The organism is Bacteroidota bacterium, assembly GCA_016722565.1.
GTDB lineage: Bacteria > Bacteroidota > Bacteroidia > 2-12-FULL-35-15 > 2-12-FULL-35-15 > 2-12-FULL-35-15.
In genome coordinates, this window is record JADKIU010000002.1 from 722,115 (window position 1) to 741,727 (window position 19,613).

18 protein-coding genes are annotated in these 19,613 nt (G+C 37.6%); 13 read left to right on the forward strand and 5 right to left on the reverse strand.

What is annotated here, in order from left to right:
- Positions 1-31 precede the first annotated feature (31 nt).
- The 13 genes from IPP64_08640 (at position 32) to IPP64_08700 (ending at position 11,921) form a co-directional block, all read left to right on the forward strand.
- Complete coding sequence (locus IPP64_08640) at positions 32-943, forward strand: ParB/RepB/Spo0J family partition protein (protein ID MBL0329466.1); 912 nt, start codon at positions 32-34, stop codon at positions 941-943.
- 19 nt (positions 944-962) lie between these two features.
- The gene (locus tag IPP64_08645) at positions 963-1,628 is read left to right on the forward strand and encodes a hypothetical protein (protein ID MBL0329467.1); all 666 of its coding nucleotides are present in this window, start codon (positions 963-965) and stop codon (positions 1,626-1,628) included.
- 151 nt (positions 1,629-1,779) lie between these two features.
- Complete coding sequence (dapB, locus tag IPP64_08650; GenBank protein ID MBL0329468.1) at positions 1,780-2,502, forward strand: 4-hydroxy-tetrahydrodipicolinate reductase; 723 nt, start codon at positions 1,780-1,782, stop codon at positions 2,500-2,502.
- A gap of 87 nt (positions 2,503-2,589) precedes the next feature.
- The gene (locus tag IPP64_08655; GenBank protein MBL0329469.1) at positions 2,590-4,356 is read left to right on the forward strand and encodes a S26 family signal peptidase; all 1,767 of its coding nucleotides are present in this window, start codon (positions 2,590-2,592) and stop codon (positions 4,354-4,356) included.
- A 3-nt stretch (positions 4,357-4,359) separates the two neighbouring features.
- A complete protein-coding gene (lepB, locus tag IPP64_08660; protein MBL0329470.1) occupies positions 4,360-5,415 on the forward strand; it encodes a signal peptidase I in 1,056 nt (351 codons plus the stop codon).
- Between the two features lie 610 nt (positions 5,416-6,025).
- Positions 6,026-6,643 (forward strand): WbqC family protein, encoded by a 618-nt coding sequence (locus IPP64_08665; GenBank protein MBL0329471.1) that lies wholly within the window; start codon positions 6,026-6,028, stop codon positions 6,641-6,643.
- 201 nt (positions 6,644-6,844) lie between these two features.
- Complete coding sequence (locus IPP64_08670; protein MBL0329472.1) at positions 6,845-8,473, forward strand: acyl-CoA carboxylase subunit beta; 1,629 nt, start codon at positions 6,845-6,847, stop codon at positions 8,471-8,473.
- A gap of 76 nt (positions 8,474-8,549) precedes the next feature.
- Positions 8,550-9,086: a hypothetical protein gene (locus tag IPP64_08675; GenBank protein ID MBL0329473.1), complete on the forward strand. Its 537-nt coding sequence runs from the start codon at positions 8,550-8,552 to the stop codon at positions 9,084-9,086.
- A gap of 266 nt (positions 9,087-9,352) precedes the next feature.
- A complete protein-coding gene (locus IPP64_08680; GenBank protein ID MBL0329474.1) occupies positions 9,353-9,928 on the forward strand; it encodes a sigma-70 family RNA polymerase sigma factor in 576 nt (191 codons plus the stop codon).
- A gap of 38 nt (positions 9,929-9,966) precedes the next feature.
- On the forward strand, positions 9,967-10,347 hold the full coding sequence (locus tag IPP64_08685) for a hypothetical protein (GenBank protein MBL0329475.1): 381 nt from the start codon (positions 9,967-9,969) through the stop codon (positions 10,345-10,347).
- A gap of 21 nt (positions 10,348-10,368) precedes the next feature.
- Positions 10,369-10,587, forward strand: coding sequence for a hypothetical protein (locus tag IPP64_08690; protein MBL0329476.1), 219 nt, complete (start codon positions 10,369-10,371; stop codon positions 10,585-10,587).
- 107 nt (positions 10,588-10,694) lie between these two features.
- The gene (locus IPP64_08695) at positions 10,695-11,093 is read left to right on the forward strand and encodes a hypothetical protein (GenBank protein MBL0329477.1); all 399 of its coding nucleotides are present in this window, start codon (positions 10,695-10,697) and stop codon (positions 11,091-11,093) included.
- Positions 11,094-11,105: 12 nt separating this feature from the next.
- A complete protein-coding gene (locus IPP64_08700) occupies positions 11,106-11,921 on the forward strand; it encodes a sterol desaturase family protein (GenBank protein ID MBL0329478.1) in 816 nt (271 codons plus the stop codon).
- A 62-nt stretch (positions 11,922-11,983) separates the two neighbouring features.
- Here the strand turns inward: IPP64_08700 and IPP64_08705 are convergent, their stop codons facing one another.
- Genes IPP64_08705 through IPP64_08725 form a run of 5 tightly spaced genes read right to left on the reverse strand, consistent with a single transcriptional unit; the run spans position 11,984 to position 19,572 of the window.
- Positions 11,984-12,889, reverse strand: a complete 906-nt coding sequence (locus tag IPP64_08705; GenBank protein MBL0329479.1) for a DUF4846 domain-containing protein — start codon at positions 12,887-12,889, stop codon at positions 11,984-11,986.
- The gene (locus IPP64_08710) at positions 12,890-13,540 is read right to left on the reverse strand and encodes a PorT family protein (protein MBL0329480.1); all 651 of its coding nucleotides are present in this window, start codon (positions 13,538-13,540) and stop codon (positions 12,890-12,892) included.
- 3 nt (positions 13,541-13,543) lie between these two features.
- A complete protein-coding gene (locus IPP64_08715; protein MBL0329481.1) occupies positions 13,544-14,551 on the reverse strand; it encodes a hypothetical protein in 1,008 nt (335 codons plus the stop codon).
- 9 nt (positions 14,552-14,560) lie between these two features.
- Positions 14,561-15,376 (reverse strand): hypothetical protein, encoded by an 816-nt coding sequence (locus tag IPP64_08720; GenBank protein ID MBL0329482.1) that lies wholly within the window; start codon positions 15,374-15,376, stop codon positions 14,561-14,563.
- Positions 15,377-15,423: 47 nt separating this feature from the next.
- Entirely contained in the window at positions 15,424-19,572 is a 4,149-nt protein-coding gene (locus IPP64_08725) for a hypothetical protein (GenBank protein ID MBL0329483.1), read from the reverse strand.
- Positions 19,573-19,613 lie beyond the last annotated feature (41 nt).

Consider the following 19,613-nt stretch of genomic DNA (forward strand, 5'->3'; position numbering starts at 1 on the left):
AGAAAATTTTTAAATGTCAACAACTAAAACGATGTCAACAAAAAGAAACGCATTAGGAAGAGGATTAAGTGCATTACTAGAAAATGCTAATACAGATATCACCAGCAATAAGCTGGAAGGTGAAGGAAAAGTAGTAGGTGCTGTTGCCAATATCGAAATAGCACAAATTGAAACCAACCCGTTTCAACCTCGTACGCATTTCGAAGAGGATGCATTAAATGAATTGTCGGCATCCATCAAAGAACATGGCATCATTCAACCCATCACTGTTCGTAAATTGGGTTATGATAAATATCAATTAATTTCAGGTGAAAGACGTTTCCGTGCTTCTCAGTTAGCGGGATTAACCAGCGTTCCTGCATACATTCGTATTGCGAATGACCAAGCGATGTTGGAAATGGCATTGGTTGAAAACATTCAACGTGAAAATTTAGATGCCATTGAAGTAGCCATCAGCTACAAACGTTTGATAGACGAATGTTCTTTGACACAAGAACAACTTTCACAAAAAGTGAGCAAACAACGTTCTACCATTACCAACTATTTACGTTTATTAAAATTGCCGGTGGAAATTCAATTGGCAATCCGTAACGGAGACATTTCAATGGGACATGCACGTGCATTGATTAGCATTGAAAATGAAGACAAACAATTAGACATCTACAATCAAATTGTATTGAATGATTTATCGGTGCGTGATGTGGAAGATTTAGCACGTGGTGTTAAAACAGAAGTTGCACCTAAATCAGGTAAATCCACCACAGATAAAAAAGAAACTAAAGCTGCTTTGTCGGTTGAACAAATGAATGCGTTAGAAGATTTACGCGCAGTGTTTAACACAAAAGTGCTCATCAGCAAAGAAACAAACGGTAAAGGTAAAATTGTCATTCCTTTTAAATCGGATAACGACCTGAAACGTATTTTGGATTTGTTGGATGCCTAAATCAATCATCCATAACTGTATGGCAAGCAGGTTATTTCAATTTTTTATTGGAATAACCTTTTTGCTTTTTTTTACTTCGTCTGTTTCAGCGCAAGTAGGCGATACCCTTATTAAAAATGATTCGTTAACTGTTATCAAAACAACTACCATCACCAGCGATTCCATTCCTTCGGTAACGCTCAATAAAAAACCATATCATTCGCCCAGAAAAGCGGCTTTGTTGTCTGCTATTTTGCCGGGAGCCGGACAAGTTTACAATAAAAAATATTGGAAATTACCCATCATCTATGCTGGTGCTGCTGGATTAACGTACTCTTTTCAATTCAATCATTCACGTTATGTAAAATATCGTAATGCGTACAAATATCGCATTGATGATGATGCTTCCACAACGGATGATTACATTGGCGTTTACACCGATGACAATTTAAATACACTTCAAAAATATTATCATCGTTACCGCGATTTAACAGTAATCGGCTTTGCAGCACTCTATGCGTTAAACATTATTGATGCCAGCGTTGATGCACATTTGTTTACCTTTGATGTGAGTGATGATTTAACAATGAACGTGGCACCAACATTCATCAACACAACCGGAATGAATCACTATACAACAGGAATAAATTTCAGCTTGTCATTTAAAACTGAATCAAGAAATCTAAACCGTTTAAGATTGGAATAGATTTCTCCGCGTTGGTCGAAATGACAAAAGAAGTATGGTCGAAATGACAAAAAGGAAAATATTGAAAGGACATAGAAGGAAATGGTGAAAGGACATAGAGGGAAATGGTAAAAGGACAAATAACAAACATTTAGTTTAAGAAAATAGAAGTATGAATATTGCACTTATCGGATATGGGAAAATGGGAAAAGAGATTGAGCAAATTGCTATCTCTCGCGGACACTCCATTGTTTTGAAAGTAACCAGCAGTAATGCCAACACCTACTCCATTGACGAATTAAAAAAAGCGGATGTTGCGATCGAATTCAGTACACCGGAAGTTGTCATCAACAACATCAACAAATGCTTTGAAGCAACTGTTCCTGTTGTGGTTGGAACAACCGGATGGTTAAAACACTTGGAGGAAGTGAAGCAAAACTGTTCTGATAAAAAACAAACCTTGTTTTATGCTTCCAATTATAGCATTGGTGTGAATTTGTTTTTTAAATTGAATGCCTATTTGGCAAAACTCATGAACGCTTATCCCGAATACAACGTGACAATGGAAGAAATTCACCACGTGCATAAATTGGATGCTCCCAGCGGCACCGCCATTTCATTAGCAAATCAAATTATTGAAAATAATAGCTCAAAACAAAAATGGGTAAATGCGCTTACTGAAAACAAAAACGAATTAGCCATCATTTCAAAACGCATTGATGAAGTTCCGGGAACACATACTGTAACTTATAGTTCAGCTGTTGATGAAATTTCCATGACACACATTGCACACAATCGCAAAGGATTTGCATTGGGGTCGGTTATTGCAGCCGAATGGGTAAAAGGGAAAAAAGGTATTTTTGGGATGAATGACTTGTTGGACAATTCACATTAATTAACACTTATAAAACAATAAATCAATAGATACTCGTTACTGCTAGCGAAACTTTGAACATTGAACTCTAAAAATTTAAACTAACGTATGGACATTTCTTATATTTTTTTAATCCTCGCTTCTATCACAACAATCATCGGTTTATGGAAATTGTTTCCATTGGCCGGACAAGAAAGTTGGAAAGCAGTTGTTCCTGTCTACAATTTTATTGTTTGGCTCAAAGTGATTCAAAAGCCATGGTGGTGGATTTTCTTAATCATCACTCCAGGTATCAATTTTTTGATGGTTGCCATTATGTATTTGTTAACAGCGAAAGCATTTAACAAACGTACCAATCAAGATAAAATAGTCGCCTTTTTATTCGGTTATGTGTATCTCCCCTACTTAGGTTTTCAAAAAGGCACAGCCTATGTTGGTCCGGAAGACATGAGTAAAAAGAAACCGTCTATGGCTCGCGAATGGACAGAAGCAATTGTTTTTGCAGTGATTGCAGCAACCGTTATCCGAACATTCTTTTTCGAAGCCTTTACCATTCCTACATCTTCATTAGAAAAATCGATGATGGTGGGTGATTATTTATTTGTGAGTAAAGTAAGTTACGGAGCGAAAATCCCGAACACTCCCCTCTCCTTCCCATTTGTTCATCATACATTGCCGGGTAGCGCAACCACAAAATCATATTTAGAATGGTTTAAACTACCTTATTTCCGTTTACCTGGATTTGGTTCTGTAAAAAATAACGATATCGTAGTATTCAACTATCCCGATGGCGATACCGTTGCATTAAATTTCCAAAATCAAAGTTACTATCAGATTTGCAGAGATGCCAATCGAAAAAGTTTATACAAAAAACCAAACACACAAATTTCTGTTGATACAGAAAATGGCCCGGTGATGACTCCCATTGGTGATGTGGTTGCACGGCCGGTCGACAAACGCGAAAACTACGTAAAGCGTTGTGTTGCCATTGCCGGAGATAAATTTGAAATCAGAGATGCTGAAGTTTTTATTAATGATAAAAAAGTAGAAACACCCGAGCATGCACAATTTCATTATTATGTAAAAACGTTAGGATATACCTTCGGAGAATACGATCGAGTAGCCGGAAGATTTATTCCCAATGTTCGTTTATTGGATAAATATGATATTTATGTAGATGAAATGGGCATCATCAACATTGCTCCTACTGGTGATACCATCACCTATTTAATTAACATGCCACTTTCCACCGTAAACAAAGTGAAAGGATTATCCACCGTTATTTCCTGCACCAAAGAAATTACTCCGAAAGGACAATATTCAAGTAGAATATTTCCACATTCTTCTTCTATTCCATGGAACAATGATAATTTCGGTCCGTTTGTCATTCCGAAAGCAAACACCTCCGTTAATTTAGATACAACCAATATCAAGTTGTACGACCGCATCATTGTCAACTACGAATTAAATACCTTGGAGATAAAAGGTGATAAAATTTTCATCAATGGTACTGAAACAAAAAGCTACACTTTGAAAATGGATTATTTCTTCATGATGGGAGACAATCGCCAAAATTCAGCCGATTCGCGCTATTGGGGAGTTGTGCCGGAAGATCACATTGTTGGAAAACCTGTTTTTGTGTGGATGAGTATTAAAGATCCGGCAAAAAATCCGGTTTCAGGAAGTGTCGGCTTAATTAAATCCTTCACCGAAGATTCAAAAGAAGGACGATTCAGATGGGATCGCTTCTTCTGTTTTGTTGGTGAAGATGGATTATCCCGCTCCTATCGAATTCATTTCATAATAATTGTATTAGGCATATCTGGTTTCGTGTACTTCAAAAATAAACGCGCGGCAAAAAAAGCAAAGAAATAAAAATTGAAGAATAAAAACGTCATACTGGATTGGGGAAAAGCAATACTCTTTGCTTTTTTTACCATTTTATTATTCAGAATTTTCTTTTTTGAGGCCTTTACCATTCCATCGCCTTCGATGGAAAAGTCTTTGTTAACAGGTGATTACATCATCGTAAGCAAATTGAGTTATGGTCCACGGATTCCGAACACTCCGTTGTCGTTTCCATTTGCACATCAGATTTTACCCTTTACCGAAAACACCAATTCATATTTAGATTGGATTCAAATCCCTTACATGCGTTTGTTCGGCTCACCCGATTTAGAAAGAAATGATGTGGTGGTTTTTAATTGGCCGGTAGAAGATGAACGACCTGTCGACCAACGCACTTTCTATATCAAACGCTGTGTGGCCATTTCGGGAGATACATTGGAATTGCGCGATGGACAAGTATACATCAATAGAACGTATAGCGACAATCCTGAAAAATTACAATTCGATTATAAAATAAAAGCCGATGTGGATTCTCTGAACAATGATTCGTTAAAGCTGCTTGGAATTACGGAAGGCGATCACATGCAAAACAAAGGAGAATTTTGGTTTACACTCACACTTGAAAATGTGGAGAAAATGAAAAAATTTCCGCATGTTACCTCAGTTGAACCCTTGATTGATAGAAAAGGTGCCTATAACGATTATATGTTTCCTGAGAACGAACATTTTTTATGGAACGTTGATTTCTTCGGTCCGATTTACATCCCGAAAGCAGGAGACTCCGTTAAACTTACCAAAGACTCCCTCCCACTCTACGAACGGATTATAAAAGTGTATGAAAAAAACGACTTGCGTGTCAGCAACGATTCTATTTTCATCAACGAAGTATATTCAACTTCGTATACGTTTAAAATGAATTACTATTTTATGATGGGTGATAACCGTCACAACTCGGCTGATTCACGCTTCTGGGGCTTTGTTCCCGAAGACCACATTGTAGGAAAAACCGTTCTAATTTTAATGTCGATAGATAAATCGGATGATGGTGGAATTCGAGGAAATCGTTGGTTTAAGTCGGTGGACTAAGTGACTAGGTAACTAGGTGACTAAGTAACTAAGTAACTAAGTAACTAAGTGACCAGGTACCTAGGTAATAAAGTAATTGAGTAATTAAATATGTTTAAAAACATAAAAAAAACATTACTTCTCAACAGGCAAAACTTTGATCATATTGAAGGGACCAGATTTTATTATAGTTCTCAAATTACTTGGCTAACTTTTATTGTTCTAATTATATTTTTAGGGCTCTACCTCTATTATTTTATAACCGATCCTGATCCTGAATTCAAACTATTTTGGATTGTAGCTTTATTCTTGTTTATGATTCCTTTGATACGTATGTTTCATAAGTTTATCTTCAAGAACCCTATCTTTATTATAAATAAAAATCACTTATTTTATACTAAAAAAGAAAAATGGTATAATTTAATGGAATGCAAAGTAGCTGAAGTCATGATTGACCGCTCAAATTTTTCAGGTTCCTTATCTGTTAAATGTAAAGAAGAAACCGACTCATTTTTAGAAAACTATTGGTATATTGAATACGATTCGGACCTAAAAAAAATAATAAAAAATTATATAACCAAATAACTTTAAAACATAGAACGGGCAAGCCGTATAATGAACTATTGAAACAATGAACCAATTATCAATTTTATCTTCCGCATACCTCGCTCCCATTCAATATTATTCCAAGCTGAAAAATTATTCAGAATGCATCATTGAGCATCACGAACATTTTCCGAAGCAAACTTATAGAAGTCGATGTGACGTGTATTCTCCCAATGGCATATTAACCTTGAGCATTCCCTTGGTAAAACGTAATCACCGCCAAGCAACCAAAGACATCAAAATATCATACGAATACGATTGGCAAAAATTACATTGGCGAAGTTTGGAATCGTGTTATAGACGTTCGCCTTTTTTTGAATATTTCGAAGATGATTTTTTGCCATTTTATACCGATAAGAAATTTGATTTTTTAGTAGATTTAAACGAAGAACTGAATCAGGAAATTCTAAAACTCTTAAAATTAAAACCAACTTATTCATTCAGCAAAGAGTATCTAAAAACATATTCCAACGCGGATGATTTCCGCGACATTATTTCTCCAAAAGAAGCGCTGAGTTTGGATACCCAATTCACGCCCCAGCCCTATATGCAGGTTTTTGAACCCCGCCACGGTTTTTTACCAAACTTAAGCATTGTCGACCTCTTATTCAACGAGGGTTCCAAAGCCTTGGAAACCATCTGATTTTTCTTTAAAAAACCACCTATTTTTTGAACCAAAAACAGGTATTTGTTGTTATATTTGGCAGTCTGTTATTGCTAACTGTCATCCCGTGCCGCGACACGGGATCTTATAATTGAGGCAGCGATATCTAACAGGTAGATGCCATGTCGTAGCACGGCATGACGATTACAATTAGGAATACTTTACAACTACTAAATATTTATGGATATAGAATTCAACAAAAACGAAGATGTAATGAAACAACTGATTTCCGGAATGGAACGTAGGTTGGAGAAAATATATTTAGGAGGCGGCAAAACCAGAATAGATAAATTGCATGAGCAAGGTAAAATGACCGCTCGTGAACGAATCGCTTACCTTATCGACAAGGATTCGGAGACCTTAGAAATTGCAGCATTTGCCGGTGAAGACATGTACAAAGAACATGGTGGTTGTCCGGCCGGAGGTGTTGTTATTGTAATTGGATATGTGAGTGGCAGACAATGTATTATTGTTGCCAACGATGCCACAGTAAAAGCAGGTGCATGGTTCCCAATCACCGGAAAAAAGAATTTACGTGCACAGGAAATTGCGATGGAAAATCGTTTACCCATTATTTATTTGGTGGATAGCGCAGGCGTTTATTTACCAATGCAGGATGAAATTTTCCCTGACAAAGAACATTTTGGAAGAATCTTTCGCAACAATGCCGTAATGAGCAGTATGGGGATTTTACAAATCTCTGCTGTAATGGGAAGCTGTGTGGCCGGTGGCGCTTACCTTCCCATCATGAGTGATGAAGCGATGATCGTTGATAAAACGGGAAGTATTTTCTTAGCAGGTTCCTATTTAGTGAAAGCAGCAATTGGTGAAAACATTGACAACGAAACATTGGGCGGTGCAACAACACATTGTGAAATATCCGGTGTAACCGACTATAAATGCAAAGACGATAAAGATGCATTGGATCGTATTCGCAACATCATGAGTAAAGTAGGCGATTTTGATAAAGCTGGCTTTAATCGCGTGGCAGCAAAAGCACCGAAAAAAGAACCGAAAGATATTTTGGGTATCATTCCGGATATGCGCGACAAACAATACGACATGCAGGAAGTGATTGATCGTTTGATTGATGAATCGGATTTTGAAGAATACAAAGAAGGATATGGACAAAGCATTTTATGTGGATTGGCACGTGTGGATGGATGGGCTGTTGGAATTGTTGCCAATCAACGCAAAGTGGTGAAAAGCAAAAAAGGCGAAATGCAATTTGGTGGTGTTATCTATAGTGATAGTGCCGACAAAGCAGCTCGTTTCATTATGAATTGTAATCAGAAAAAAATACCATTGGTGTTTTTACAAGATGCAACAGGATTTATGGTAGGTTCTCGCTCCGAACATGGTGGCATCATCAAAGACGGTGCAAAGTTAGTGAACGCAATGGCAAATTCGGTTGTACCCAAATTTACCATCATCATTGGAAACAGTTATGGCGCTGCTAACTACGCAATGTGCGGAAAAGCGTATGATCCGCGATTAATTGTGGGATGGCCAACAGCACAAGTAGCTGTAATGGGTGGAGCTCAAGCTGCAAAAGTATTGGTACAAATTGAAGTGGCCTCACTGAAAGCAAAAGGAGAAGTCATTACCCCTGAGAAAGAAGCTGAATTGTATAACAAAACAAAAGATCGCTACGATCAGCAAACAACACCGTATTATGCAGCATCACGTATTTGGCTGGATGCAATTATTAATCCGTTAGATACTCGCAAATGGATTTCGATGGGAATAGAAATGGCCAACCATGCTCCTATCTTGAAACCTTATAATGTTGGCGTGATTCAAACTTAAGTGACTCGGTAATAAAGTAACTAAATGACTAAGAAAACTTTTTATTATCTTTGATGCATCAAAAAAAACAAGAACTATGAATTCTAAATTATTTACACCACGTTTTATATTCATCACATCCGCTATTTTATTGGCTGCATTGAGCCGTGTATTCCCTCATTTCAACAACTTCACTCCTATTGCTGCAATGGCTTTGTTTGGTGGTGTTTATTTTTCCGATAAACGTTTGGCATTCATTGTGCCTTTATTGGCGATGATGCTTTCAGATATTATCTTAGAATTCACTACCGGCTGGGGATTCCACAACACCATCGTTTATGTTTATGTAGCTTTCATCATCACATCGGCAATCGGATTATATGTGAGACGTAACACTACCGTTCAAACCGTATTAGCTGCATCCGTTCTTTCATCGGTATTGTTCTTCATCATTACCAATTTTGGTGTATGGGCTGCTAGTGGAATGGCTGGAGGTGCTGCAGGATTAGGAACAACGTATGTATTAGGTATTCCGTTTTTTGCTCCAACTCTTTTAGGTGATGTATTTTACAATGCGATTTTATTCGGAGCATTTTATTTGGCACAACGCAGAATTCCTGCTTTGATTAAATAAAGCTTTTGATTCCGATTTATTTGAATGGCGAAGCGTTAGTTTCGCCATTTTTGTTGGAATTTAATGCTAATTCTGAACGTCATTGCGAGGTACGAAGCAATCACAGCTACAATGAGATTGCTTCACTCCGCTCGCAATGACGGTACTATTTAGCATTAAAAATGAAAGTAAAATCTGCACTTCAGTCTATCAATTGATCAGCACATCAAAAAAAATACGTAATTCTTTAAAGTATTCCTCTTTTCCATTCGTCTTTATAATCAAACATGGCTGAACAAACGCTAAATACTGTCGAAAGTCAAGCAAAAGACGAAGCTCTTTCCGAGACCATCAACAAAGAAAGAGGAAAGCTTTTATCTTTCATCAGCAACCGTACACCTACTATAGAGGATGCCGAAGATATCCTGCAGGATGTCTTCTACGAGCTGGTGCAAAGTGAGACCATAGAAAATACTGCAGCTTGGCTTTACAGAGTAGCGAGGAACAAAATTACCGACTGGTATCGCAAAATGAAACCTGACCGGTTGGATGATATATCATTCAAAGGCTCGGATGAAGATGAAGCTCTTTTACTTTCAGACATTATTCCTTCAATGGAAACTTCGGCCGACAAACAATTATTGTTAAAGCTGATATCAGAAGTATTAGCGGACACATTAGACGAATTGCCGGAGAACCAACGAGAAGTGTTTGTACTTCACGAAATAGATGGAAAGAGCCTGAAAGAAATTGCTGAATTAACAGATACAAATATAAAAACGGTCATCTCTCGTAAAAGATATGCTGTATTGTATTTACAAGAGCGTTTGAGAAACCTTTACATTGAATTGTTAAACAACTAAACCGCTTTTTAATAACTGCGGATAAAAAACTTAAAAACATGAATAAGAAACATAAAATTTTAATGGCAGTCAAGATTATTGCCGGAATCGTATTCCTTGTTCCACTCTTCATCTTTGGAACCATGTATCTCTGGAACTGGCTGGTGCCGGAACTCTTTCACGGACCTATAATTAATTTCTGGCAAACATTAGGCTTGCTCGTATTATCTAAAATTCTTTTCGGAGGATTTGGTAAAAAAATGGGCGGCCATCACAACCGTCACCACAATTGGAAACAGCGGATGCACGACAAGATGAGCAACATGACTGAAGAGGAGAAAGAACAGTTTAAACTACGTTTAAAAGATAAGTGCAGAAGTAAATTCTGGCCACAAGAAGAAGTAAAATCAAATTCCAACGACAACAGTCATTTAGGCTAATCACTAATAATCAAACAAACGATGCAAACAGCGATTCATATTTTCAAGACCAACATCAATTCCGTAGAACAAATTAAAAATGCGGATTCCTTTTTATCAACACATGCTAAAATTGAAAAATGGAACATTGATTTGGACGATTGTGATAAAGTATTGAGGATAGAAAGCTGTCCCCTTGTAATCAACGATGTTATTGAAAGCTTAGAACCCTTTAACATTTATTGTGAAGCCCTTGAATAACGAAACCATGGCGTGGTAGAGAGTCCCTTTATTGAGAAATCGATAAGGGGATTTTTTATTGACAGAGTATTTTTGTAAGTTTGGTATACAAAATTAAAACTACTGCCATGAGCAAAACTCCAACTACTACCATCAAAGTGATTACGGTTTCCGTTTTTACGCTGTTGATTATTTGTTTTGTTTCTTATCGCGTAGGCGCATTCGACAATTTCTCATTTTCAACGAACAGCACAACTGCTTACAATTCCAACACAACAGAAAATCAGATAGCTCTTGATACGCCAATTGTCGCAAAAGATTCAATTATCATCGACCAGGAAATGATGTCGAGTTCGAAATCCATGGTGATTCCCAAAAACTTTAAAATAGAACCGATTAAAACTGCTCCTGCTAAGGATACCACTCCCAAAAAGCCTTTAAAGAAATCAAGTACCATGAGCAGTTCTAAGTCGGGTATCATATTCGAACCCCAATCGGATAAAGACACAACAAAAAAGCCAAAGTAATCAGCTCTAGTAATGGAATTTTATAAATCAACGGAAGCTGCCATCATCAGTTTATGCTTTTTATTTTTGGTGTTTTTACCAATGGAAAAAGTATTTCCAGCTAAGTTGAAACAAAAAATAATTCGCCCATCTTGGCTATTAGACCTCTGCTATTTTTTCGGACAATACTTACTTTGGGGAACATTGGTATTATGGGCCATGAATTATTTCCGTTTCTGGCTGGATGATATTATTCCAACAACTTTTCGATCAAACGTATCCAATCAACCTTGGTGGCTGCAAGCAATCGAAGTGGTATTGCTGAGTGATTTTTTAATTTATTGGGGACATCGTCTTCAGCATAAAGTAGATTTTTTATGGCGGTTTCATAAAGTTCATCATTCGGCCGAACACTTGGATTGGTTGGCAGCACACCGAGAACATCCGCTCGATACCATTTACACCGTTGGATTAATTAATCTTCCGGCATTTCTTTTGGGATTTCCTTTGGAAACAATTGCTGGATTGATCGCTTTCAGAGGAATTTGGGCCATCTACATTCATTCGAATGTTCGATTGCCAATTGGTAAACTTCGAATCTTAATTGGCGCCCCAGAATTGCATCATTGGCACCATGATTTAGAAAGAGACAGAGGAAATTACGCGAACATCTCTCCCATTATGGATGTTCTTTTCGGTACCTATGTTTGTCCGAATCATGAACCAGAACAATTTGGGATTAAAGAAGCATTTCCAAAACATTATGTCGGGCAAATGCTACATCCAATGCTGCCAAAGGTGATCTCTCATAAATTATATAGAAGGAAATCGGAGGAGTCAAATAAGTGATGAGATTCGCAACAGTCAATCATACAATTACCTAATCACCTAGTTACTAGTCACCCAATAACCTACCAACGCATCAGCTGTTCTATGGTAAACGTCCATTCAGGTGTTTCCAAATCACCTGAAAAATTTACGCTGTACCATGGACTGATCTCGGAATTATTTAAATTTTTGAGCACATGAATTTCTTGTGCAGGCATGTAACTTTGTTGAATCAAAAACAATTTCTCTCCGGTACTTTTGTTTTCACAAACATCCACAACCAATACAGCATGCCCAGGGAAACCACCTAAAATAAAGACATCCCCGATTTGAATCGTTTTAATATCTGTTACTTTTTTTAATTCTTTGCTCAAGGAAGAGGTTCCTGCATAATTAAAAATGGTCGTACAATAACTCTTAAAGGTTTTGTAAGAATCGCTCGCAGCAGCATTTTTTGACCACGTAACAGAATTTCCTTTGATAACTGTTCGATAACCTTCACTCCATTTTTTAAATCCCACTGTATGCCCGCTTGTGAAATTAAAATGCAAAGAGGAGTAGTCTTTTTTCGAATACAAATATTCAGCACGCATCCGCATGACAGCATCTGCACATTGCTGTAAATCAGTTGTTCCAACATCAATATCCAACACCGCTGCATGTCCGCTTTGATAACGCTTTAGTTCTCCATTATACAAATGCACATCCGGATTTCCGGGTTTTAAAGGAAGGTAACGCAACCAGTCGGCAAACGAATTTGGCTCAACCTCTATCCTGGTAAATCCTTTCGGAACAGTAATTCTGTTCACCAATGCGTTTTTAACATCGTAATTGCTCAGCCACGAATAGGTATTTGTTGTAGGCATAAAATCTTCATCCGGTAAAACAGCTTCTACTACTAAATGATTTCGCTCAACAGCATTGGATGAATTGCATGCATCTAAAAGCAGACAAACAAATAAGATACTACAAAAGCGAACGATTGCCATTTATTCTTTTTCTTTATGACGATTTAAAAACTGTTTGTAAGAGCGATACACCGAATAGTTAAACGACAATTGAAAGACACCAAAATTCACTTGATTTTTACTCAAAAATGTAGATGCAGACAAAGTATATCGAGCAGTCAATGCTAAGTTTTTTGTAAGGTCAATTTCTGTCCCGAACAACACACCCACATCAGCCGGCTTAATATTATTATAGGGCTTGACATTAACACCATTCGCATTTGCCGGATCTAACACAACCACTTGCGAATTGATAAAAGTAGAATATTGCGCACCTAAATTGAATCGAATGTTCTCGCCCAATTTATATTGAGCATAAAGCGGAATATCTAAATAAAAGTAGCGGTATTTAATAATGGGTTGATCATTTTTAAAAGCTTTTCCGGTATACAATAATTCTGCGCCAACATTAAAATTATCAGACAAAACAATTGTATAGATAAAACCACCGGTAAAAGAAATGCCCGACTTATACTTTACAGAATCGTAAATTAAATTCGAGCTGGTCATCCCTGCTGTAAATGAAAAGGTAGATGACTCTTTATTAGAATAAACTTGAGAAAAGGCATTAAACGAAAACAAGCATAAGACCATGGTCGTTATGCTTGTTTTAAAAATTGAATGTAGACGCATAGATTATTTTAATGAAATCTTAACGGTATAGCTTCCTGTGTTGCTGGCATTGTAAACCGTTTCATAAATCGAAATGTACAACATACCAGAAGTAGCAGCCACACCATTAAATTTAGCACCCGCTTTTAACACTTGTGTAGACGTTTCTCCAATTTTATACACCACATTTCCATAAGCGGGATATGTGCTTCCTGAACCATAATCGCCTTCATAATCTGCAATTGGGGCAGTTGTTGTTCCGGCAATCGAACCATCTGGTTTGTATTTACTTCCTGATAAACTTGCAAAAGTTACTTCACCACTTGCAGTAATGCTAAACTTTTGTCCTTGCTTTAGCATAATACCCGTTTTTAAAAAGCCACCACTTGTATTCGAACTGATGTGTTTTGTTGCTAACAATTTAAAGGTCATGTCTCCACTTCCACTATCACCGGTATACATCACATCAATGTGTTTGATTTTTTCTTTTGGAATGCTCAACGTTCCGTACTCGGTTTTCAAATCAATTTTTGCAAATTCATAAATCCCACCCATTGAATATTCATAATCGATGGAGACCACATCTTTATCCGAAATATTATCCAACACATTGAATTTGGATTGTAGTTCGCCAATTGCTGCATCGGCAGTATAATCGGTATAGGTAGAGGGTTCGTATTTAGAAGAGTAAATAAAATCAGAAATCGCAGGTATGGCTTTAATATCCATTTTCACCAATTCATCATACGCTGTTTTACGCATTTGTTCATTTGAATTGGATAATTGTTTTATCAAATTTCCAACTTTATCAGTTGTTGCTTTATCACTTACGATACCTAAATCCAATGCAGTAACATTTTTAATAGGCACTTCCAATTTACCATAGGCGGTAGTTAATGAAACACTTGCAATTTTGGAAGTACCGCTTACTACGTTTCCATCGCGTAGCGTTAATTTTAACTCCACATCATTTTGCGCATTCATTCCAAGAGCTCCAAACGCAACAAGAGCAATTCCGATGATTTTTTTCATATAATTTATTTATTGTGATTGAACTTCAGTATCTCTTAAATATTCTGTTTCCGTGATAGGCACATTGTCTTTAAAGTAATAAATCGGACCAAATGAAGTTTCCTTTTTCAAATACAAGTGACCTTCCGATCCTTTTACAACAATGCGTCTGGTTACTTTCGCATTATTTTCTCTTGCACTCTCTTCAGTTATTCCTTCCGGATATTTTTTTGCCAACTCACTTTTGAACTGATCATTGTTTGCTGTTGTAGTTGTGGTAGTTGTTGTATTTTTCTTTTTTAGCAATACATCAATCTCTGCCACTCTATCTTTCGGATATTTTTCAGTTGGTTTTACCAATGATGCGTCCAGGTACTTATTTTTCGCTGATTTATAATCTTTCAGCTCAAACAATTTATCACCTTTTGCAATAATTTCTTGGTATTCAGCATCTTTTGCTTTCGCTTTTGCCAAGCCATCAACAATTGAATTTATTTCAGAAATTTTATTTCCAGGATAAGGTTCATTTGGTTTGATTGCTTGTGCTTCTTTATATGCTAAAATAGCATTGTTATAATCTTTCTTTGCGAGAATGCCGTCTGCCTTCACAACCGCTGCATCGTATTTCGCTTGAACAGCTTGTGTTTTTGCAATGTCACCCAATGCTGCGTTTACTTTTACAAGTTGATCTTTCGGATATTGTTCCGAAGGTTTTAAAGTACTTGCTTCCGAGTAAGCTGTTTTTGCTGCTGCGTAATCTTTTGCAGTAAAATCAGCATCCCCTTTGGTAACTGCAGCTTTATATTTTTCTTCCAACTCTTTTGCTCCAGCTTCTTTGGCAAGCATTGCATCGATAGACGCAATCTTATCTTTCGGATATTTTTCTGCTGATTTTAATCCAAGCGCTTCGTTGTAGGCGGACTTTGCTCCATCATAATCTTTGAGGCCAATGCTGCATCCCCTTTTGCAACTGCTGCCAAATATTTTTCATTCAATTGTTTGCCGGCTGCATCTTTGTTTGCTAATTCGGCTAATATTTTTTCAATTTCAGCCAATTTATCTTTAGGATATTGTTCAGAAGATTTAATTCCCAAAGCATCGTTATACGCTGTTTTTGCAGCTTCATACGTTTTTGCTTTCATCGCAGCATCACCTTTCGCAATGGCTGATTTATATTTTGCATCCACTGCTTGACGATCTTTTTCAGACGCAGCAGCATCCATCAATGCGTCAATCTCCGATAGTTTATCTGTAGGATATTGTTCCCCGGGCTTAACTGCTAATGCTTCGTTATAGGCTGTTTTTGCGGCAGCATAGGTTTTTGCTTTCAATGCGGCATCGCCCTTCGCAATGGCAGATTTATATTTTGCCTCCACCGCTTGGCGATCTTTTTCAGACGCAGCAGCATCCATCAATGAATCAATCTCTGATAGTTTATCTGTAGGATATTGCTCACCAGGCTTAACTGCTAACGCTTCGTTATAAGCTGTTTTTGCGGCAGCATAGGTTTTTGCTTTCAATGCGGCATCACCTTTTGCGATTGCAGCATTGTATTTTGCTTGTAATTCTTTTTCTTTTGCTAAACGTGCTTTTTCTGCAGCATCACCTGCCAACAATGTTTCAATTTCAGCAACTTTATCCTTCGGATATTGTTCAGAAGGTTTATATGTTAATGCTTCGTTGTAGGCTGTTTTTGCGGCAGCGTATGTTTTTGCAGTAAATGCAGCATCGCCTTTTGCTATGGCTGCAGTGTATTTCGCTTCCAATTCTTTTCCTTTGTTCGCTGCTGCAATTTCTGCTAACGCTTTTTCCACTTCTGCCAATTTATCTTTCGGATATTGTTCCGATGGTTTAAGAGCTAAGGCAGCAGTATATTGTGTTTTTGCAACGGCATACTCTTTTGCACTCAAACCGGCATCTCCTTTAGAAATAGCATCCGCATATTTTTTCTCCAACTCTTTTGCACCCATCTCTTTGGCAAGAATGGCGTTTATTTCCGCGATTTTATCTTTCGGGTATTTCTCAGTTGCTTTTAATGCAAGCGCTTCATTGTAACCGGTTTTTGCAGCTTCGTAATCTTTAGTTGCCAAAGCAGCATCACCTTTGGCAATAGCGGCAGCATATTTTTCTGCTAATTCTTTTTCTTTTGCCAAGCGCGCTTGATCAGCAGCATCTTTTGCCGCTGCATCCGCAATTGCTTTGTCGATAGCAGCTAGTTGTGATTTCGGGTAGGCTTCTGCAGGTTTAAATCCTAACGCCTCATTGTATCCTGATTTTGCATCCTCATAGGCTTTTGTTTTAAAAGCCGCATCTCCTTTGGCAACCGCTGCTTTGTATTTTTCATCTAACTCTTTTGCACCCATTTCTTTAGCGATGAGCGCATCAATTTCTGCAATTTTATCTTTTGGATATTGCTCTGCGCTTTTTAAGGTCAATGCTTCATTGTAAGCTGTTTTTGCAGCAGCATACGTTTTCGCTTTTAAAGCAGCATCTCCTTTTGCAACAGCAGCTTTGTATTTTGTTTCCAGTTCTTTTTCTTTTGCCAAACGATCTTTTTCGGCTGCTTCATCTGCCAATGCTTTTTCTACTTCCGCCAATTTATCTTTCGGATATTGTTCGCTCGGTTTGTAGCCGATTGCTTCATTGAATGCTATTTTTGCAGCGGCATAGGTCTTCGCAGTAATGGCTGCATCACCTTTTGCAATGGCAGCTTTGTATTTTTCTTCCAATGCCTTTGCCCCCATTTCTTTGGCAAGTATCGCATCGATTTCGGCAATTTTATCTTTCGGATACTTCTCCGTTGCCTTATAGGTCAATGCTTCGCTATAAGCTGTTTTTGCTGCAGGGTAGTCCTTGGTTCCCAAAGCAGCATCCGCTTTGGCTATTGCAGCTGCATACTTTTCTGCCAATTCTTTTTCTTTTGCCAAACGAGCTTTGTCGGCCGCATCCTTCGCAGCAGCATCAGCAATTGCTTTATCAATTGCTGCTAATTGTGCCTTTGGATAAGCTTCAGCAGGTTTATATCCCAATGCTTCATTGTATGCTGCTTTTGCCTCTTCGTATTGCTTCGCATCAAACGTTTTATTTCCTTTAGCGATAGCTAAATTGTATTTTTCGTTTTGCTCTTTTGATGCAGCATCTTTCGCTAAGAAAGCATCAATCTCCGCAATTTTATCTTTTGGATATTGTTCTGATCCTTTAATTGCTAATGCTTCATTGTATCCTGCTTTCGCAGCCTCGAAATTTTTAGCTTTTGCAGCAGCATCTGCTTTTGCAATGGCTGCTTTGTATTTAGTCTCCGCTTCTGCTCCTTTTGCAGCATCCGCTAAAGCCTTTTCTACTTCGGCTAACTTATCTTTCGGGTATTGTTCAGCCGATTTCAATCCTGTTGCCTCTGTATAACCTGCTTTCGCAGTTGCATAATCTTTCTTTGCTAATGCTGCATCTCCTTTTGCAATGGCTGCATTGTATTTATCATTCAACGCTTTTTCTTTCGCTAAACGATCTTTCTCTGCCGCATCTTTTGCTGCAGCGTCAGCAAGTGCTTTGTCAATTTCCGCAATCTTATCTTTTGGATATTGTTCTGTTGGTTTAACCGATAATGCTTCATTGTAAGCCGACTTTGCACCAGCATAATCCTTCCCTGCCAACGCTTTATCTCCTTTTGCAATCGCTGCATCGTATTTCTCTTTTTGAGCTTTTTCTGCGCCTTCTTTTGCAGCAAGGTCAGCTAAGATTTTATCAATTTCTGCAATCTTCGTTTTTGGATAGGCCTCATTCGGTTTTAATTTCAAGGCTTCTTCATACCCCGGCTTCGCAAATGTGTAAAGTTTTGAAGCAAACGATTTATCTGCATTTGCAATTGCAGTTTTGTATTTATCATCCAGTTCTTTATCTGCTTTTTCTTTTGCCAGAATATCTGCAAGAATTTTATCAATCTCTGCAATTTTATCTTTCGGATATTTCTCAGCAGGTTTTAATCCTGAAGCTTCTGCATAAGCAGCTTTTGCACTTTCATAGGTTTTCGCACTCAGTGCTGCATCTCCTTTTTGGATAGCGGATTTGTATTTATTTTCAAGCTCTGCATTTTTTGCTGCATCTGCCAAAAGCTTAGTAATCTCATCCAATTTCCCTTTGGGGTAAGCTTCTGCGGGTTTTAATTTCAACGCATCGGTATAGGAAATTTTTGCGGCATCATAATTTTTCGCAGTAAATGCAGCATCCGCTTTTGCAATGGCTGCTTTGTAATCCGCTTCCAAAGCTGCATTTTTAGCTGCATCTGCAATCAACTTCTCAATTTCAACAATTTTATTTTTGGGATACGCTTCTCCCGGTTTAATACTCAATGCATCGGTATACGCTGCGCGGGCAGTGGTATAATCTTTTTTTGCAAAAGCAGCATCACCTTTTATAATTGCTGCTTCGTATTTACTGGCTGCTGCACTTTCTGCTGCTGATTTATTTTTTGCTTCTTCCTCGGCTTTTTTAATTGCCTCTTGCTCTACTTGATTCAACTTCGCAAGTGCATCTTGCATGGATTGTGAATAGGCTTTATCAAAATCAACCTCTTTTATTTTGTCATCGTAATAAAATTTAGCAATGGGCTGACTTAATATCTGATTGATTTGCGACACAACACCTGGATCTTTCGGCATCTCAAAAATACTTACTTCAATATCCTGCCCACCAAAATCTTCTTTGGCACGTTCATCCGGAATTCCTTTAAAATTGAAATAGAATTTTTTAGTTATATGTCCCGCCTTGGTAATTGTTAAGGTATACTCTGCATCCAAATCCATGTTCACATCAAAACGACCACTCGATGTAGTTGTTTGCTGAGACACTTGCTGTGAGCCTTTATATAAGGTAACAATAGCCCCTTCGGTCTTTTTTCTGCTCTTTTTTACTGTTCCTTTTACGTTGTATTGATTTTGTGCCTGCACCTGCTCGGAGGTTGCAATCGAAAAAACACAAAAAAACAGAACCCCTAAAAGAAAGGTTATTGATTTATTTATAACGGAATTTAATGGAGTAAAAATCATATTTAATACTTAATTTTCAATAACTTATATCACACAACGCG

Excerpts from the sequence above, each read along its gene's own strand:
- IPP64_08675 (MBL0329473.1), top strand. The coding sequence starts at position 8,550 with ATGAATTCTAAATTATTTACACCACGTTTTATATTCATCACATCCGCT.
- IPP64_08670 (MBL0329472.1), top strand. The coding sequence starts at position 6,845 with ATGGATATAGAATTCAACAAAAACGAAGATGTAATGAAACAACTGATT.
- IPP64_08645 (MBL0329467.1), top strand. The coding sequence starts at position 963 with ATGGCAAGCAGGTTATTTCAATTTTTTATTGGAATAACCTTTTTGCTT.
- dapB (MBL0329468.1), top strand. The coding sequence starts at position 1,780 with ATGAATATTGCACTTATCGGATATGGGAAAATGGGAAAAGAGATTGAG.
- IPP64_08685 (MBL0329475.1), top strand. The coding sequence starts at position 9,967 with ATGAATAAGAAACATAAAATTTTAATGGCAGTCAAGATTATTGCCGGA.
- IPP64_08715 (MBL0329481.1), bottom strand. The coding sequence starts at position 14,551 with ATGAAAAAAATCATCGGAATTGCTCTTGTTGCGTTTGGAGCTCTTGGA.
- IPP64_08700 (MBL0329478.1), top strand. The coding sequence starts at position 11,106 with ATGGAATTTTATAAATCAACGGAAGCTGCCATCATCAGTTTATGCTTT.
- IPP64_08725 (MBL0329483.1), bottom strand. The coding sequence starts at position 19,572 with ATGATTTTTACTCCATTAAATTCCGTTATAAATAAATCAATAACCTTT.
- IPP64_08665 (MBL0329471.1), top strand. The coding sequence starts at position 6,026 with ATGAACCAATTATCAATTTTATCTTCCGCATACCTCGCTCCCATTCAA.
- IPP64_08710 (MBL0329480.1), bottom strand. The coding sequence starts at position 13,540 with ATGCGTCTACATTCAATTTTTAAAACAAGCATAACGACCATGGTCTTA.
- IPP64_08695 (MBL0329477.1), top strand. The coding sequence starts at position 10,695 with ATGAGCAAAACTCCAACTACTACCATCAAAGTGATTACGGTTTCCGTT.
- IPP64_08640 (MBL0329466.1), top strand. The coding sequence starts at position 32 with ATGTCAACAAAAAGAAACGCATTAGGAAGAGGATTAAGTGCATTACTA.
- IPP64_08705 (MBL0329479.1), bottom strand. The coding sequence starts at position 12,889 with ATGGCAATCGTTCGCTTTTGTAGTATCTTATTTGTTTGTCTGCTTTTA.
- IPP64_08680 (MBL0329474.1), top strand. The coding sequence starts at position 9,353 with ATGGCTGAACAAACGCTAAATACTGTCGAAAGTCAAGCAAAAGACGAA.
- IPP64_08690 (MBL0329476.1), top strand. The coding sequence starts at position 10,369 with ATGCAAACAGCGATTCATATTTTCAAGACCAACATCAATTCCGTAGAA.
- IPP64_08720 (MBL0329482.1), bottom strand. The coding sequence starts at position 15,376 with ATGCTTGCCAAAGAAGCTGGAGCAAAAGAGTTGGAAGAAAAATATAAA.
- IPP64_08655 (MBL0329469.1), top strand. The coding sequence starts at position 2,590 with ATGGACATTTCTTATATTTTTTTAATCCTCGCTTCTATCACAACAATC.